The sequence below is a fragment of the Bradyrhizobium canariense genome (assembly GCF_900105125.1).
Lineage (GTDB): Bacteria > Pseudomonadota > Alphaproteobacteria > Rhizobiales > Xanthobacteraceae > Bradyrhizobium > Bradyrhizobium canariense_A.
This window is the reverse complement of record NZ_LT629750.1, coordinates 6,747,421-6,763,969: the sequence shown is the minus strand read 5'-3', so window position 1 is coordinate 6,763,969 and position 16,549 is coordinate 6,747,421. Positions and strand designations below refer to the sequence as shown.

Below are 16,549 nucleotides of genomic sequence, written 5' to 3'. Positions count from 1 at the left end.
CATTCGAAGGCATCATTTCGCTGGCAACGGCCTTTACGGCTACGGCCTTGATTGCCCGTATTACCCGTACAATACGTCGTCTACTTGGACGTACCCCTGCGCCTACTAATGGCAGGTCAATCGGAAGTCGCGAGCGCACGGCTTTCGCTAACTTATTGGGCTCACCTGGAGAATTGGCGATAGCCAGCTCTACCGGCTGGGCCCGATTTGCGAGAGTAGTGGTTTTGAACCGACGCCATTCGAGCGTGATGACACGGAAGCGGCGAGCTGGGTGGCATGACGTTCGATCGGAATCACAGGCGTTATGGCTGATGACGTGGCTGTGACTGATCCGCGGTGAGCGAGAAGCACCACGCCGCATCCAACGAACCCCGCGCCTGAATTCGAATTTAATGTCCTAAATCTCAATTTAATGGCTCCTCCGTACGCTGCCCTTATCATTTGGTGATCCGATCGAGTTTCGAACGGCAGAAGCTATCCCATTTTTACGACGGAGCGATTGATATGGGCATTGAGGGACAATTCGCGGGCCTCACAACTCGGACACGAGGTCAACCAGCGTTTACCAGAGATGGACGCGGCAAAGGTTACCTGTCCGACATCCGGCGCTTTGCCATGCTCGAAAGGAAGCAGGAGTATGAGCTCGCCAAACGTTGGCGGGAACGCGGCGATCGTGATGCCGCCAACCAGTTGGTCACAAGCCATCTGCGTCTCGCCGCCAAAATCGCCATGGGTTACCGCGGTTACGGCCTGCCGGTTTCGGAAATCATCTCCGAAGGCAATGTCGGCCTGATGCAGGCGGTGAACCGCTTTGAGCCCGAAAAAGGTTTTCGCTTTGCCACTTATGCAATGTGGTGGATCAAGGCTTCCATACAGGATTACATTCTGCGTTCGTGGTCAATTGTGAAAATCGGAACTACCGCGAACCAGAAGAAGCTGTTCTTCAAATTGCGCTCGGCAAAGAGCAAGATCGCTGCATTCGAAAGCGGCGACCTGCGCCCCGATCAAGTTGCTTTGATCGCAAAGGACCTCGACGTCAACGACAAGGATGTCATCGACATGAATCGGCGTCTCGGCGGCGATAGGTCAATCAATGCGCCGGTTCATATGGACGGTGAAACCGACGAATGGCAGGACCATCTCGTTGATCAGTCCCCTTCGCCTGAAGCCATCGTCGTCGAACAGAACGACAAGGAACACCAGCATAACGCACTGACCGCCGCGATCGACGTACTGGACGAACGCGAACGTCGCATCTTCGAGGCACGCCATCTGGTCGACGAGCCGCTGACGCTGGAAGAGCTTGCGGAACAGTTCAACGTATCGCGTGAACGCATCCGGCAAATCGAGGCGCGCGCATTCGAAAAAGTCAGGAAAGCGGCCAAGAACCTTGCCACAAAAGCGCCGGCGGCGATGCTCGAGACCTGGAGCGCCTGAACTGGGGTCCAATCCGCAGATCTCCTTCAAACGTTTGGGTTGTTGAACTACAAATCAACCCGTACAAGCTCCGCGTAAACACTTTTCATGTACCGTAGACCTCTTCCACCTTGGCGGTCTCGACCAGTCGACGCAATACTTCATGATTTGGCGAGGCGCGGAGCAGAACCGGAGTCGATCTGTAGGAAGGCGTTCCGGATTTTGTGTCGTAATGATCGAGCGCCACCAGGACGTTTGCCTCCGGATAATAAGCCGCGATCGCTCCCTGCGCGATGTTGTGGGCGACCGCCGTCAGGTTGCGCATAACACGCTTGTCCGGTTTCGATACCGCATCGGGCACGACACTCACATCGACGAGATCGCCGTGCTTCAGACCGCGGCTGGCGAGGTCCCTCTCATTGACGAACACGACATCACGGCGTCCCGTAATCCCACGATAGCGATCATTCAGGCCGTAGATCGTCGTGTTGTACTGATCATGGCTTCTGATCGTCGTGAGCGTGAGAGCTTCCCGATTCGCGACACGCGGATCCTCATCGAGACCGGGGTAGACGAGAAAATTGGCCTTCCCTGTCGGCGTCAGCCACTCTCGTTCCGATGCAGCAACATACAGCCGAAATCCACCTGGCTTCTTAATGCGGGCATTGAAGTCTGCGAACGCCGGAAAGACCGCCTCGATGGAATCACGAATCTTTCCGTAATCGGAGACCAGGTCGGTCCATCCGACCCGCGTGTTCGGCAATGTGGCAAGCGCCATCCCTGCGATGATTTCCGGTTCCGACCTGAGATGCTCGGACGCGGGCTTCAGTCCGCCGCGAGAGGCGTGGACCATCGACATTGAATCTTCCACGGTAACCGACTGCCGCCCCGTCGCCTGAATATCAATCTCGGTGCGCCCCAGACAGGGAAGAATGAAGGATTGTTTCGCAACCAATAAATGGGAGCGATTGAGCTTGGTGGCGATATGCACCGCGAGATCGAGGTTCCTCATCGCCTTGAACGTCGTTTGTGGATCGGACATCGCAACCGCGAGATTGCCGCCAAGACAGACCAGAGCCTTCGAACGCCCGTCCCGGATCGCCTCGATAGATTCGATCGCGTTATGGCCCTTGTTGCGTGGCGGCTCGAATCCAAACACGCGAACTATTCCATCCAGAAGCTCATCACTCGGCGCTTCTGTAATGCCGACCGTGCGGTCTCCCTGCACATTGGAGTGGCCCCGCAACGGAGAAATGCCGGCTCCCTTACGCCCGATATTGCCGCGGAGCATCAACAGATTGGCGATCTGCTGCACATTGCCTGTACCATGGCGATGCTGGGTGATTCCCATACCGTAGTTGATGATGACCCGCCCCGCCTTGGCGTAGACATTACCCGCAAACTCGATATCTGATCGCGACAAACCCGATGCCTCCTCAATCGCGTCCCACGAGGTCATTTGGAGATCAACCAGCAGTTCGTCGATTCCGGTGGTATGATTCCTGATGAAGTCACGGTCGAGAACATCTGGACCACCTTCGGAACGGCTTTTCTCATCGAGCGCCAGCAGGGTCTTCATGATTCCCTTCAGCACCGCGATGTCACCGCCGACCTTCACCAGATAGTAGGTCGAGGCAATCGGCGTCGAACTCAGTGTTAGCATCTCGACAGGGTGCTGCGGTGATGTGAACCGCTCCAATCCGCGCTCGCGCAGCGGGTTGAATACGATAATCGGTACCCCCCGCTTCGAAACCTCGCGCAGGGTCGTCAGCATGCGGGGGTGATTGGTCCCAGGATTATGGCCTATACAAAATAGCGCGTCGCAATGATCGAAATCCTCCAGGGTCACCGTTCCCTTGCCGACACCGATCGACTCCGGCAGCCCGACACTCGTCGCCTCGTGACACATGTTCGAGCAATCGGGAAAGTTGTTGGTTCCATATTCCCGAGCAAACAGCTGATAGAGAAAGGCCGCCTCGTTGGATGCCCGACCGGACGTATAAAACTCCGCCATATCGGGGTGCGGCAACTCACGGAGCGCGGCTCCGATCTTTGCAAGCGCCTCGTCCCATGAAATCGGCAGATATCGATCAGTGGCCTGGTCGTAGACCATCGGATGAGTGAGCCGTCCCTCATTCTCCAGGTCGAAATCCGACCATTTCCAGAGTTCGCTCGCCGTATGCGTGGCGAAGAACTCCGGCGTCGTCCGTTTAGCTGTCGCCTCCCAAGCGACAGCTTTGGCGCCGTTCTCGCAGAACTCGAAAGACGAGGTATGTTTCGGATCAGGCCAGGCGCAGCCTGGGCAATCGAACCCGTGCGGCTGGTTCATGCTAAGGAGACCGCGGGTCTCTTTTACGACAGCCATTTGACCACGCACGGCATCTGCCACTGCTTTTAGAGCGCCCCACCCCGCTGCAGCTCCCTCGTATTCGCCGACGCCTGCGACATCGTCTTCACTCATTGTGCTCTCCATAGTCGCGGTGACGTTTGGCCGAGAGATATTCTCGTTACGAACGGATGGTTTTCCATCCGAGATGGTCGATGGACATCGGGCGTGAACAAAGTCCGCTCAAGTAAAATAAAGTTCAGACTTCTGACTCTTGAATGAGCTCGGCATCCCTTCGTTCGAGCTCAGACAATCGGATTTGCGGTCAGCTGCGATGAAATCAGCGACGAGAGCATAAACTCGTATTTAATTGAACAGCTCACGCGAACCGGCCAACTTGTGCAGCAGGCCGCAGACCAGTTCAGAGCAAATCAGCTTTCGACGTACGGTGCGAGACGACCAAGATTGGTCGCGCTGAACGAGAAGTTGAACATCTGCCGTGGCCGACCATTCGGACGCTCTATGCGCCCTACGGAGGGATTGACCGATGTCCAATAGCCTCGCACCAAGCGGGATCGTCGCGAAACTGATCGACATTGGCGCTCGCTGCGGTAACGCTGCCGGTAAACGATTAGCGTTGATCGCCGCAGTCCTTCCAGCGCTGGTTGTCTGCAACGTTGCCATGGCACAAGTTGGCGGAATGGCCAGCCCGACACCTGCCATTGGCGCGACCTCGCCGCTTGGCTTAGAGACGGGTTCGGCGGTTTCGCCCACCGGCATTCCCCTTGGCTCTACCGAAATCACATCAGCTGGAGTCAGTCCGGCACCCATCGGCGTAACGGGCACAATTACAACTCCAACCACGGGCAGCGGTACGGCATGTTCGACGCTGGCGACTTCGCCATCTCAAATGTTCGGATCGACCGCGACTTTCGACGGCGGCGGAACGGCAGTTGGAGCCTCGGCGCCAGCCGCCGCGGTGGATCCTGGCATCCTTGCAACCTCGGGAACCTCAACATCGCCGGGAATGTCGACATCCTCGGGAATGCTGGACACGTCTGGCATGTCGGGAATGTGCGGCTCCGGCTCAAGCAGCATTGCCGCCTCGTCCAGTCCAACATCAACATTGCCCACCACGCCGGGCGGCGGCGCTCGAACCGGACTTCCGTTGGGATCTTTCGAGATTGGCAATCTTGGGGTTAGTTCCGCAGCAGCGGTACCGACGATAAGTGTATTGCCCACCGTAGGTGCCATGGGGAGTTCAGCACCGCTGGTGCCAACGATACCCACTGTTGCATCTCCGCCCGCTGTTTCATCCATGACGGCAAGCACCTCCTCAGGGAGGAACGCTCTTTCCGTGATTGATCCGAGCGGATCCACACTAACTCCGACGGGTGCGGGCTCGGATTAAAGAGCCGAGCCTGACCATCAGAACAACCGGAACGTCGATCATTCCAGGCGGTAGTGAAATAATTTTCATCTGTAATCGAGAGCGGTCATGAAAAAGAAAGTCGTTGTCCCTGCCTTAATAGCTGCGGTGCTTGCGGCCGGCGGTCTGCTGTACCTGACGCATATTGTCCCGTTGGAGAAAGTCGTTGCCGCGCCCGCTCCGCCGCCCGCGGTGCCGATCGTCGCCGGGATTGTCGACCAGCATGACGTGCCGATCTATCTCAGCGGTGTCGGCACGGTGATTGCGTACAACACCGACATCGTGCGCGCCCAGATCCAGGGGCAAATCATCAGCATCAACTTCACCGAAGGCCAGACCGTGCATGCCGGCGACCTGCTCGCGCAGATCGATCCACGTCCCTATCAGGCGTTGATTGACCAGTACACTGGAAACCTGGAACGCGATCAGGCCCAGCTCGTCAATGCTCAGGCCAATCTCACTCGCTACAGCCAATTGGGTGACAAGGGCTGGGCCACTCCACAATTGATCGAGACCCAGCAAGCGCAAGTGGGGGAACTGCAGGCGGCTATCAAGGCCGACCAGGCGCTGATCGACGCCGCGAAGGTGCAGCTCAGCTACACGCGGCTGACGTCGCCGATCGATGGCGTGGTCGGCATTCGTCAGATCGACGTCGGCAACATCATCAGCCCGTCGAATACGAACGGCCTCGTCGTCGTTACGCAGCTCCATCCGATTTCGCTGATATTCACCCTTCCGGAGACGAGCCTGCCGCAAATCCAGCAGCAGCAGCAAAAGAGCAACGCGCCGCTCCCCGTTCTCGCCTACACCCAAGATGACAAGATCCAGTTGGATCAAGGGGTGCTCGGCCTCGTCAACAACGAGATCCTGCAGACCACCGGCTCGATCCAGCTCAAGGCGAATTTTGCCAACAAGGCGAACCGGCTCTGGCCGGGCCAGCTCGTCAACGCGCGGCTGCTGGTCGATACGCGGCACAACGGCCTGACTGTTCCCGCAGCGGTCGTGCAGCGAGGCCCGCAAGGAACCTATGCCTATGTCGTCAATCCGGATGGCACCGTGGCAATCCGCCCAATCAAGGTCGCGCAAATCAGCGATGGCCAGGCGCTCATTGATTCCGGTCTCAAAGCCAACGAGCAGGTCGTGGTCGACGGACAATACAAGCTGCAGCCCGGCACGCAGGTCGCGATACTGCACGGCCATGCCGCAGAGGAAGCAGCCGCACAAGACGCACTGCAGGCGCCGATCCCATGAATATTTCCGCGCCATTCATCCAACGACCGATCGCGACCGCTCTGCTGATGGTAGGATTGCTGGTGGCCGGACTGATCGCCTATCCGCTATTGCCGGTGGCGTCGCTGCCGAACGTCAACTATCCGACGCTTACGGTCACGGCCCAATTGCCGGGCGCCGACCCGCAGACCATGGCATCCACGGTGGCATCGCCGCTCGAGCTGCAGTTCGGTGAGATCCCCGGCCTCACCCAGATGACGTCGGCCAGTGCGCTCGGCTATGTCCAGATCACGCTGCAGTTCGATTTGAACCGCCCCATCGACGGGGCGGTGAGCGACACGCTGTCGGCCATCAATGCGGCGAACGCCTACCTGCCGGTGGGCTTGCCGTATCCGCCGCTCATCCGCAAGGTCAATCCGGCTGACACGCCGATTCTGGTGCTCGGGATCACCTCGGACAGCCTGCCGCTGACCGTTGTCGACGCCTATGCGCAAAACATTCTGCTGCAAAAGATCTCGCAGATATCCGGGGTAGGCCTCGTGGGCATTGGAGGCACGCAACAGCCGACCGTCCGCGTACAGGTCGATCCAGAGGCGCTGGCCGCTCGCGGCATCAACCTCGAGGATGTTCGCACGGTACTCGGTCAGGCCAATGTCGACCTCCCGAAAGGTACGCTCAACAGCCCTCGCCAGACCTACACGCTCAATACCAACGATCAGCTGTTCAAGCCCAACCAATACGACGACCTGGTCATCGCCTACCGCAACGGGTCGCCGGTCCGGATCCGCGATATCGGCCGCGCCGTCAGCGCGGGAGAGAACGAACTGATCGCCGGCTGGTACAACAAGCAGCGGGCGATCATCCTGGCGATCCAGCGCCAGCCCGGTGCCAACGTCATCGAGACCGTGAATCGGGTCAAGGCGATGATGCCCGTGCTCGAGGCCTCGATCCCGGCCGCCGTCAAGGTCAATATCATTTCCGATCGCACCCAGACCATCCGCGCATCGGTTGCCGACGTGCAATTTACGTTGCTGCTGACAGTTGCGCTCGTCGTCATGGTGATCTTCATATTCCTCCGTAATTTCTGGGCGACCGTTATCCCGGCCGTCACCGTGCCGCTGGCGCTGGTCGGCACCTTCGCGGTGCTCTACGAACTCGGCTATAGTCTCGACAACCTCTCGCTGATGGCCCTGTCGATCGCGGTCGGATTCGTGGTCGACGACGCCGTGGTCGAGATCGAGAACATCGTACGGCATATGGAGGAAGGCCTCTCGCCGTACGACGCGGCGATGAAGGGATCCGGCGAGATCGGCTTCACCGTCATGGCGATCACGTTCTCGCTGATCGCCGTGTTCATCCCGCTGTTCCTGATGGGCGGCTATGTCGGATTGCTGTTCCGTGAGTTTGCGGTGACGGTGAGCGTGGCGCTCGTCCTCTCGCTAGTGATCTCGCGGACGCTCACGCCGATGATGTGCGCCTATCTGCTCAAGCCGGAGAGCAAAGACCACGGACGGCTCTACCGGTTGTCCGAGCGCGGCTTCGACGGCCTGCTGAATGTCTATGAGGCAGGCCTCAAGATCGTGCTGCGGCATCAGTTCGCGACGCTGATGGTGATGTTCGGCACCATCGCCTTGACCGGGTATCTCTACGTGGTGATTCCCAAGGGTTTCTTTCCCGAGCAGGACACCGGATTGATCCTCGGCCAGTCCGAGGCGGCACAGGATATTTCATTCCAGGCTATGGCGGAACGCCAGCAAGCTTTGCTCAATGCCATCGTGCGGGATCCAGCCGTGGCAACAGTCGGATCAGCGGTGGGTGCGGGCGGTGGCCTCTACACGCTCAACGACGGCCGTGTATTCATCCAGCTCAAGCCCAACGACCAGCGCGATCCGATCGATAAGGTAATCGCACGGCTGCGGACCAACCTCGCCAAAATCCAGGGCATCACGCTCTATATGCAGCCCGCGCAGGACATCACCATCGGCGCGCGGCTGAACAAGACCCAGTTTCAGTACACCTTGAACGACGCCGATCCCGGCGAGCTCGACCATTGGGCGACGCAGTTCCTCGACAAGATCAAGGCGGTCCCAGGCATCACCGACGTCACCACCGACCAGCTCAATGCCGGACCGATGCTCGACATCACGATCAAGCGCGAGGTCGCCTCGAGCTACGGCATCCTGCCTTACACGATCGACAACACGCTCGACGACGCCTTCGGCCAGCGTATCGTCTCGACCATGTATACCACCCTGCAGCAGTACCATGTCATCCTGGAGGTCAATCCCAAATTCCAGTACGGGCCCGAAGCGCTCAATGGTATCTACGTCAAATCATCGAGCGGACAGCAGGTGCCGTTATCGACGCTGGTCGATTCGGTGGTGAAGGTCGCGCCGCTCGTGATCAACCACCAGGGCCAGTTCCCGTCGGTGACGATCTCGTTCAACCTCGCGCCCGGCACCGCGATCGGCCAGGCGGTAAGCCGCATTCAGACGGTTGAAAAGGAGTTGCACCCGCCGCTCTCGCTCCAGACCAGCTTTCAGGGCAACGCCCAGGCATTCGGAGCATCGCTCAAGAGCACGCCGATCCTCATCGTCGCATCGCTCTTCGTCATCTACATTATCCTGGGCGTGCTGTACGAGAGCCTGATCCATCCGATCACCATCATCTCCACCCTGCCCTCGGCCGGCGTCGGCGCGCTGCTGCTACTGATGGCGGTTCACATGGATCTGAGCGTGATCGCAATCGTTGGCATCATATTGCTCATCGGCATCGTCAAGAAGAACGGCATCATGCTGGTCGATTTTGCCCAGCAGGTCGAACACAACGAAGGCCTGACGGCCGAGGAATCGATCTACCAGGCCTGCGTACTGCGTTTCCGGCCGATCCTGATGACGACGATGGCGGCGCTGCTCGGTGGCGTGCCGATGATGGTGGGCACGGGGGTCGGCTCGGAGATTCGCCAGCCGCTCGGCTACGCCATCGTCGGCGGCCTCGCTCTGTCGCAGATTCTCACTCTGTATACGACGCCGGTCGTCTACATCTATCTCGACAAGCTGCAGACCCGGTTCTTCGGGGACAAAAAGAATGAGGCGGCCGCTGGCCACGCAGAGCGACAGGCCGCCGAATGAACCGAAGATCGGAGCCATCTCCAATGCTGCCGCCACCAGGATCGGTTGACCAGCATCTGAATGTAGGAGGCGACGAGCCCGACAGCATACGCGTGAGCGGGCCGTTCTGAACTTCAATTTAATGGCGCACAAAAAGCTCCCGACTACCTCTCAACTATTCAAGCTTCATTCTTGCACAGGAGTGACAAACGATGTTCTCGCGGCGTGACATGTTGGCGGCGACAGCCGCGGGTGGGCTGGTGACGGCAGCGACAATGACAACGGCGAACGCTACGCCGGTGAAGAGCGATATCACCTTCGGCAATCCGAACGATCCGCCGCAGGGTGCAATCAACGCCAGGAATCCAAGAAGCGTTATCGATCCAGGTCCGCAGAATCCGGCGATAAGGGATCAATTTCCGGGGGCATTCTCTCCGCCCGCAACCGACACCGGCAGCATGCCCTTGAGCTGGGCGTCATTCAACAACGCGCCACGGCGCATTCAAAATGGCGGCTGGGCACGTCAGGTAACACAAGACTCCTTCGCGGTCGCGGACACCATTTCCGGCGTCAACATGCGGCTGACGGCCGGCGGCATACGGGAGATGCACTGGCACCAGTTTGCAGAGTGGGCCTACATGACCTACGGCACCTGCCGGATCACTGTTCTCGACGAATTGGGCCGGCCTTACATCGCCGACGTGAAAGAAGGCGACCTGTGGTATTTCCCCGCCGGCCTGCCGCATTCGCTGCAGGGACTCGGCCCGGACGGCTGCGAGTTCGTGATATGCTTCGATGAAGGCAAGGCCTCCGAATTCACCACCCTCCTGGTGTCGGAATGGTTCACGCATACGCCGCCCGATATTCTCGCCGACAATTTCGGTGTTCCGGCCGAGACGTTCCAGGACATTCCGCTGCGCGACCTCTACATCTTCCAGGGCAAGTTACCCGGCGATCTGGCCGCGGACCGCGAAGCGGTGAGCGGAAGGGGCGCGCCTCCGCACCCCTTCACCTTCTCGCTCGGATCGGGAGCCCCGGCGCGCGAGACCAAGGGCGGTACGGTGCACATTGCCGACAGCCGCAACTTCACCGTTTCCACGACGGTCGCTGCTGCGCTGGTAACGGTGCATCCTGGCGGCCTGCGGGAGATGCACTGGCACCCCAACGCCGATGAGTGGCAGTACTGGATCAAGGGCAAAGGGCAAATGACGGTCTTCAACACTGGCCCGAACGCCGTCACCATGGACTTCAACGCGGGCGACGTCGGCTACGTCAAGAAAAACCTCGGACATTATATCAAGAACACAGGCGACACCGACTTGCAGTTCCTCGAGGTGTTCAGAAGTTCATATTTCGCAGATGTCTCGCTGTCCGACTGGATCACCCGTACGCCGCCGGCGATGGTTGCCCAGCACCTGAACGTGAGCGAGGCTACGATCGCAAAATTCCCCAAGAACAAGCCGGAAATCATGCCGGTATGATCGGAACAGGGGGGGGCCTTTGCCGAAAACAACATGCCACCCCCTTCCGACTTCGGCCACCTGTCTGCTTAGACATCCGCTTCGCGCGCCGGCGCGGTGAACATGTCACGATTGGCACGACCGCCGAGAACACGTGACCTGACTTCAATGCGAAGCGGATTTTCTAAACTCCAATTTAGTGGCTCTCTAAATGGCCGCTGATTAACTTCCGAGTGGAAGATTCAAATTGATGCGGGACGCCATGAATTCTTTTTCTGCAATCAAAATCGTCAGCCCAGCTGAATTCGATCCGGGAACCGCGCAGACGCCGGGCTCTGAACGTCGCGCCGCTATCGCGCCGGCGCTCGGCATCGCGTCGGCGATGTGGGGCGGTCTGTTCGAGGTGGAACCGGGATCACGGACGGGAGTTCACCATCACGGAGAGCAAGAGACGATCGCCTACGTCCTCTCCGGCATCTGCGAAATACGCTGGGGGACGAAGGGAGAATCCGTCGCGCGCGCAAAGGCTGGCGATTTCATTCACGTTCCCGCCTTCCTGCTGCACATGGAAGTCAATCCATCAAAACTGGAGCCGTTTCGATGGGTTGTCGTGCGCAGCACCGCGACGCCCATCGTCGTCAATGTTCCGGACGACACCTGGCCGTAAGCCGGATGTCTTCCTTCAGGCAGCAGGATAGCAGCAGGCCGTAAGCCTGATGCCCTCTGCGATAGTCTTTGCGGACTATGCAAGCATGGAGCAATCATGGACGAGTACGAATCCAATACTGCGCTCGACAGAACTGAGGTTACCCGCCGCACTGTGATCGAGACTGGAACCACCGCTCTGCTTTTGACCACGCTGCCGCGTGCCGTCTTTGCGGCCGGCCCGATCGACGAAAGTGGGCCGCCCCCAGCGCCTGTGAATGTCGAACTTCAGATCAACGGCCACCCTCATTCGCTGACGCTTGATCCCCGCACAACGCTGCTCGATGCTCTGCGAGAACACCTCGCACTCACAGGCTCGAAGAAAGGTTGTGATCACGGCCAATGCGGCGCCTGCACCGTTCTGGTCGAAGGGCGGCGCATTAACTCCTGCCTGACGCTTGCAGTGATGCATGACGGCCAATCCATCACCACGATCGAGGGGCTGGCCGAAGGCGAGAATCTGCATCCGCTGCAGACGGCTTTTGTCGAGCATGACGGCTTTCAGTGCGGTTACTGCACCTCTGGCCAGATCTGCTCCGCCATCGGAATGCTGGCCGAAAGCCGGCTGGGCATGCCGAGCTACGTGACGGAGGACCTGACGCAACCGGTCGCTGAACTCACCGATCCGGAAATTCGCGAGAGGATGAGCGGTAACATCTGCCGCTGCGCAGCCTACCCCAACATCGTGGCCGCTATTAAACAAGCTGCAGGAACGCCGGCATGAAAGCCTTCACCTATCAACGCGCAGATACAGCCACCGGTGCCGCCGCCGCTGCGGTCAAACCTAGCGCGAAAATCATTGCCGGCGGCACCAATTTGCTCGACCTGATGAAGTTGCAGGTCGAGACGCCATCTACCTTGATCGATATCAATCGGCTGCCGCTCGACAAGATCGACGAGACACCGGAAGGCGGCTTACGCATCGGTGCGCTGGTTCGAAACAGCGATCTCGCGGCCGACCCTCGCGTACGGCAGCGTTACGGCGTCCTGAGCCGTGCATTGCTGGCAGGCGCCAGCGCACAGTTGCGCAACAAGGCAACGACCGGCGGAAATCTGCTGCAGCGAACCCGCTGTTACTATTTCTATGACATCTCAAAACCCTGCAACAAGCGCAGCCCCGGCTCCGGCTGCGCGGCGCTCGCCGGCTTCAACCGTATTCACGCCATCCTGGGCACCAGCGACCAATGCATCGCGACGCATCCGTCGGATATGGCTGTCGCGATGCGCGCACTCGATGCCAAGGTAGAGACGTCGAACCGCGAGGGCGATACCAAAGTCATTCCGATCGCGGAGTTTCATCGTCTTCCGGGCAGGACTCCCGAGATCGAGACGTCGCTCAAGCCGGGCGAGATCGTCACTGCGGTGACGCTGCCTCCGCCGCCTCCAGGTGTGCAGGTCTACCGCAAAGTACGCGACCGCGCCTCCTACGCCTTTGCGCTGGTTTCCGTCGCCGCGATCGTCGATAGCACGCGCGGCCGGATTCGCTCGGCTCGGCTCGCCTTCGGTGGTCTGGCGCATAAGCCCTGGCGGTCACCGCAGGCGGAGCAAAAGCTGGCGAACGCTTCCGCAGACACGACCACCTTCGACGCAGCCGCAAATGCCGTGCTCGAAGGCGCGCGCGGGTTCGGCGGCAACGATTTCAAGATACCGCTGACGCGGCGCACCCTGCACAGCGTGCTGGCAGAGATGACCCGGACCTGAAGGGAACGAACGCATGGAAATGAATTCACCCGTCGGTCCAAATGCCCTCGATGCCCAGGGCATTGTCGGCAAGCCGCTCGACCGCGTGGACGGGCGATTGAAGGTGACCGGCGGCGCGCGTTACGCCTACGAGACGCAGCAGGACAACGTGCTGTATGGCTTTGTCGTGGAAGCCTCGATCGGAAAAGGAACAATCAGATCGATCGAGACACGCGCTGCGGAGAAGGCGCCGGGCGTCGCGCTGGTTCTCACCCATCGCAACGCGCCCGCGCAGGGCACCGGCAATCACCGTGAGGCACACCCGGTGCTCACCGGGCCGCAAGTGACGCGTTATGGCCAGCCGGTTGCGTTCGTGGTTGCCGAAAGCTTCGAGCAAGCCAGGGCGGCGGCTTACCTGGTGGATGTGAAATACGATCAGTCGACCGGGAAATATGCGCTCCGTGCCAACGTCGCCGAGGCGCGCGCTCCAAAGTCGAGCGATGCGCAGGCAGCCGACAGTGCGGTTGGCGATTTCACCGGTGCGTTCGCCAGCGCTCCGGTGCAAATCGACGTGATCTATACCACCCCATTGCAAAGTCATGCGATGATGGAACCGCATGCCACGCTTGCGATGTGGGACGGCGACCAATTGTTACTGCACACCGCTAACCAGATGCTCAACCAGGGTCAGCAGGCCATCGCGACAACCCTGAAAATTCCCATTGAGAATGTGCGCCTGATCAGCCCGTTCATCGGCGGCGGATTCGGCGGCAAACTCTGGGTCAATGCCGATGCCATCCTGGCGGCGATCGCCGCGCGGCAGCTCAAGCGGCCTGTGAAAATCGCACTGACGCGGCAACAGATCTTTCACGTCACGACGCACCGCTCCGACACCATCCAGCGGCTGCGCCTGGGCACCGATCGCGACGGCCGTATCCTCGCGATTGGCCACGATGTGTTCTCCGGCAATTTACCCAGCGAGCAAACTTACGAAGGCGCCGCCCTTCAAACCCGCACGCTCTATGCTGGTCCCAATCGGCTGACGCGACATCGTCTCGCGCCCCTGGATATTCCGGTCGCATCCTCAATGCGCGCACCCGGCGAGGCTGTCGGACTGATGGCACTCGAATGCGCGATGGACGAGCTTGCCGAAAAGCTCGACCTCGACCCGATCGAACTTCGCATTCGAAACGAGCCGAGCGAGGATCCGGAAAAGCATATTCCCTATTCCAGCCGTCACTTGATCGCCTGCATGCAGGAAGGTGCGCGGCGCTTTGAATGGGACAAGCGCAATGCGAAGCCAGGCCAGATCCGCGACGGACGTTGGCTTGTTGGAATGGGCATGGCCGCGGCGACGCGCGGCAACCCGCTCCACCTTTCCAAGGCCAATGTCCGATTGGACCCTGATGGTACCGCCACCGTGCGAATGGCGATGACCGACATCGGTACCGGAACCTATACCATCCTGGCCCAGATCGCCGCCGAGATGCTCGGCCTGCCAACGCAACACGTCCGGGTCGAACTCGGCGATACCAACTTTCCGCAGGCAGCGGGTTCGGGTGGATCGTGGGGTGCAGGCAGTTCGGGCTCGGCCCTGTTCGAGGCCTGCAATGCCCTACGTGAAAAGCTGGCGCGGACGGCCGGCATGGATCCGGCAACCGCACGCTTCGCCGACAGCAGCATCGCATCCGGAGAACAATCCAAAAAGCTGACCGACCTTGTCGGCACGGGGATGGACGCCGACGGCGAGATCCAGCCGGGCCGCAACAACAAGGATTTCTCGCAACAATCCTATGGCGCGCACTTCGTCGAAGTCGGCGTCGACGAAGATACCGGAGAAATCCGGCTGCGGCGCATGCTGGGCGTGTTCACGGCCGGCCGCGTCCTAAACGCGAAGACGGCCCGCTCTCAGGCGATCGGCGGGATGGTCTTTGGCGTGGGAGCTGCACTGCAGGAAGAGATGACGCTCGATCCCCGCTTCGGCTATTTCGTCAACCGCGACCTGGCCGAATACCTCGTGCCGGTGCACGCCGATATTCCAGCCATCGACGCGATTTTTCTTGCCGAGCTGGACAACAAGTCCAATCCGTTAAAGAGCAAGGGGATCGGCGAACTCGGCATCTGCGGTGCCGGTGCCGCGATCGCCAACGCAGTCTACAACGCGTGCGGAGTCCGGATTCGAGACTACCCGATCACGCTCGACAAGCTGCTTTCCGGGCTGCCGAGGCGCGCATGATCGAGGCAGACGCAGCGAGCAGCCGGCGCCGCCCGATCGTGGTTGCCGCGATCGCGATGGCCGCGGCCGCAGCGATTAGTCTTGCGACCTCGCGCGGCACGGCCGCTGGGCCGGAAGTCGCGCCCTCGCCCCGTGCCACCGAATACCTGCCGAGCATCAGTGACCTGATGATTGCGACGATTCAACCGCGGCACGAGCGGCTCCAGCGGGCCGAGCAGGATGGAAACTGAGAATTTGCGGCCTACGAGCTTGGAAATCTCCGCGGCGCATTCGATCGACTCGGGCACGCCCACCCGCTTGAACACGATATCTCCTTTCCGGAGATGATAGCCTCCATCGTGGAGCGGCCGTTCAGGGAGCTCAACAGCGCGATCCAATCCAAAGACGGTGCGGCATTCGCCAAGGCTTATGCCGATCTGACGGACGCGTGTAATTCATGCCACCAGGCTCTCAACCACGGCGTTGTCAGAATCCGCGTCCCCGGCCGGATATCTGCGTCGGATTTAGACACCGACAACACGTCGCGGAATTGACCCTCGCCATGCCAGAGATTCATAACGGCTCGATCCGCAAGACATCCTGGATGCTAATTTAATGGCTAATGATATGCGTGAACTTATCTCTTGGAGGCGCGACCGGCCGGCGCCTTCGCATCACCTGGTGAACGCAACTTGAGTTCGCGACAGGAGAAGCGCCGTCATATCCATCGCAAATCTCCCGGCCTAGGCTCGCCGTAATAACTGGCTGCCCTTGCCTCTTAAAGTCGATCGTGGCGGACGAGAGCCACTACCTGAAGATAACAACGGGACATCCGAGGACTATTAAATTCGCCGTCAGGTTTTAGACCCAAAACTAGACCGGTCGAGCGATCCAGCGTTTTCGACATGTGGGCCAAGGAAATCATCAAGAGTATCATCGAGCCGTAACTGCTCCGCGTGAAATTTCATACGAGCAACC

Annotated in this window: 12 protein-coding genes; 9 read left to right on the top strand and 3 right to left on the bottom strand. The window is 59.7% G+C overall.

What is annotated here, in order from left to right:
• Positions 1-504 precede the first annotated feature (504 nt).
• Positions 505-1,437 (top strand): RNA polymerase sigma factor RpoH, encoded by a 933-nt coding sequence (gene rpoH, locus BLV09_RS31965; RefSeq protein WP_146690241.1) that lies wholly within the window; start codon positions 505-507, stop codon positions 1,435-1,437.
• Positions 1,438-1,522: 85 nt separating this feature from the next.
• On the opposite strand, the gene BLV09_RS31960 is transcribed toward rpoH, so the two are convergent.
• From BLV09_RS31960 to BLV09_RS31955, 3 genes are all read right to left on the bottom strand, one after another.
• Positions 1,523-3,877, bottom strand: coding sequence for an FdhF/YdeP family oxidoreductase (locus tag BLV09_RS31960; RefSeq protein ID WP_146690240.1), 2,355 nt, complete (start codon positions 3,875-3,877; stop codon positions 1,523-1,525).
• Positions 3,878-4,108: 231 nt separating this feature from the next.
• On the bottom strand, positions 4,109-4,516 hold the full coding sequence (locus tag BLV09_RS37580) for a hypothetical protein (RefSeq protein ID WP_167558949.1): 408 nt from the start codon (positions 4,514-4,516) through the stop codon (positions 4,109-4,111).
• Between the two features lie 132 nt (positions 4,517-4,648).
• The gene (locus tag BLV09_RS31955) at positions 4,649-5,062 is read right to left on the bottom strand and encodes a hypothetical protein (protein ID WP_146690239.1); all 414 of its coding nucleotides are present in this window, start codon (positions 5,060-5,062) and stop codon (positions 4,649-4,651) included.
• A gap of 178 nt (positions 5,063-5,240) precedes the next feature.
• Here BLV09_RS31955 and BLV09_RS31950 point away from each other — a divergent pair, with 178 nt between their 5' ends.
• The 8 genes from BLV09_RS31950 (at position 5,241) to BLV09_RS38315 (ending at position 15,822) form a co-directional block, all read left to right on the top strand.
• Complete coding sequence (locus tag BLV09_RS31950) at positions 5,241-6,422, top strand: efflux RND transporter periplasmic adaptor subunit (protein WP_100386189.1); 1,182 nt, start codon at positions 5,241-5,243, stop codon at positions 6,420-6,422.
• Entirely contained in the window at positions 6,419-9,532 is a 3,114-nt protein-coding gene (locus BLV09_RS31945; protein ID WP_146690238.1) for an efflux RND transporter permease subunit, read from the top strand. Before BLV09_RS31950 ends, BLV09_RS31945 begins: the two co-directional genes overlap by 4 nt.
• A 191-nt stretch (positions 9,533-9,723) precedes the next feature.
• Positions 9,724-10,992, top strand: a complete 1,269-nt coding sequence (locus BLV09_RS31940) for a cupin domain-containing protein (protein ID WP_146690237.1) — start codon at positions 9,724-9,726, stop codon at positions 10,990-10,992.
• Positions 10,993-11,233: 241 nt separating this feature from the next.
• The gene (locus BLV09_RS31935; RefSeq protein WP_157810233.1) at positions 11,234-11,638 is read left to right on the top strand and encodes a cupin domain-containing protein; all 405 of its coding nucleotides are present in this window, start codon (positions 11,234-11,236) and stop codon (positions 11,636-11,638) included.
• A 96-nt stretch (positions 11,639-11,734) separates the two neighbouring features.
• Complete coding sequence (locus BLV09_RS31930; RefSeq protein ID WP_146690236.1) at positions 11,735-12,400, top strand: 2Fe-2S iron-sulfur cluster-binding protein; 666 nt, start codon at positions 11,735-11,737, stop codon at positions 12,398-12,400.
• Complete coding sequence (locus BLV09_RS31925; RefSeq protein WP_146690235.1) at positions 12,397-13,377, top strand: FAD binding domain-containing protein; 981 nt, start codon at positions 12,397-12,399, stop codon at positions 13,375-13,377. Before BLV09_RS31930 ends, BLV09_RS31925 begins: the two co-directional genes overlap by 4 nt.
• Before the next feature lie 13 nt (positions 13,378-13,390).
• The gene (locus BLV09_RS31920; RefSeq protein WP_146690234.1) at positions 13,391-15,592 is read left to right on the top strand and encodes a xanthine dehydrogenase family protein molybdopterin-binding subunit; all 2,202 of its coding nucleotides are present in this window, start codon (positions 13,391-13,393) and stop codon (positions 15,590-15,592) included.
• Positions 15,589-15,822 carry a hypothetical protein gene (locus BLV09_RS38315; protein WP_244548858.1) on the top strand — a complete coding sequence of 78 codons (234 nt, stop codon included), beginning with the start codon at positions 15,589-15,591 and terminating at the stop codon, positions 15,820-15,822. Before BLV09_RS31920 ends, BLV09_RS38315 begins: the two co-directional genes overlap by 4 nt.
• The last annotated feature ends 727 nt before the right edge of the window (positions 15,823-16,549 follow it).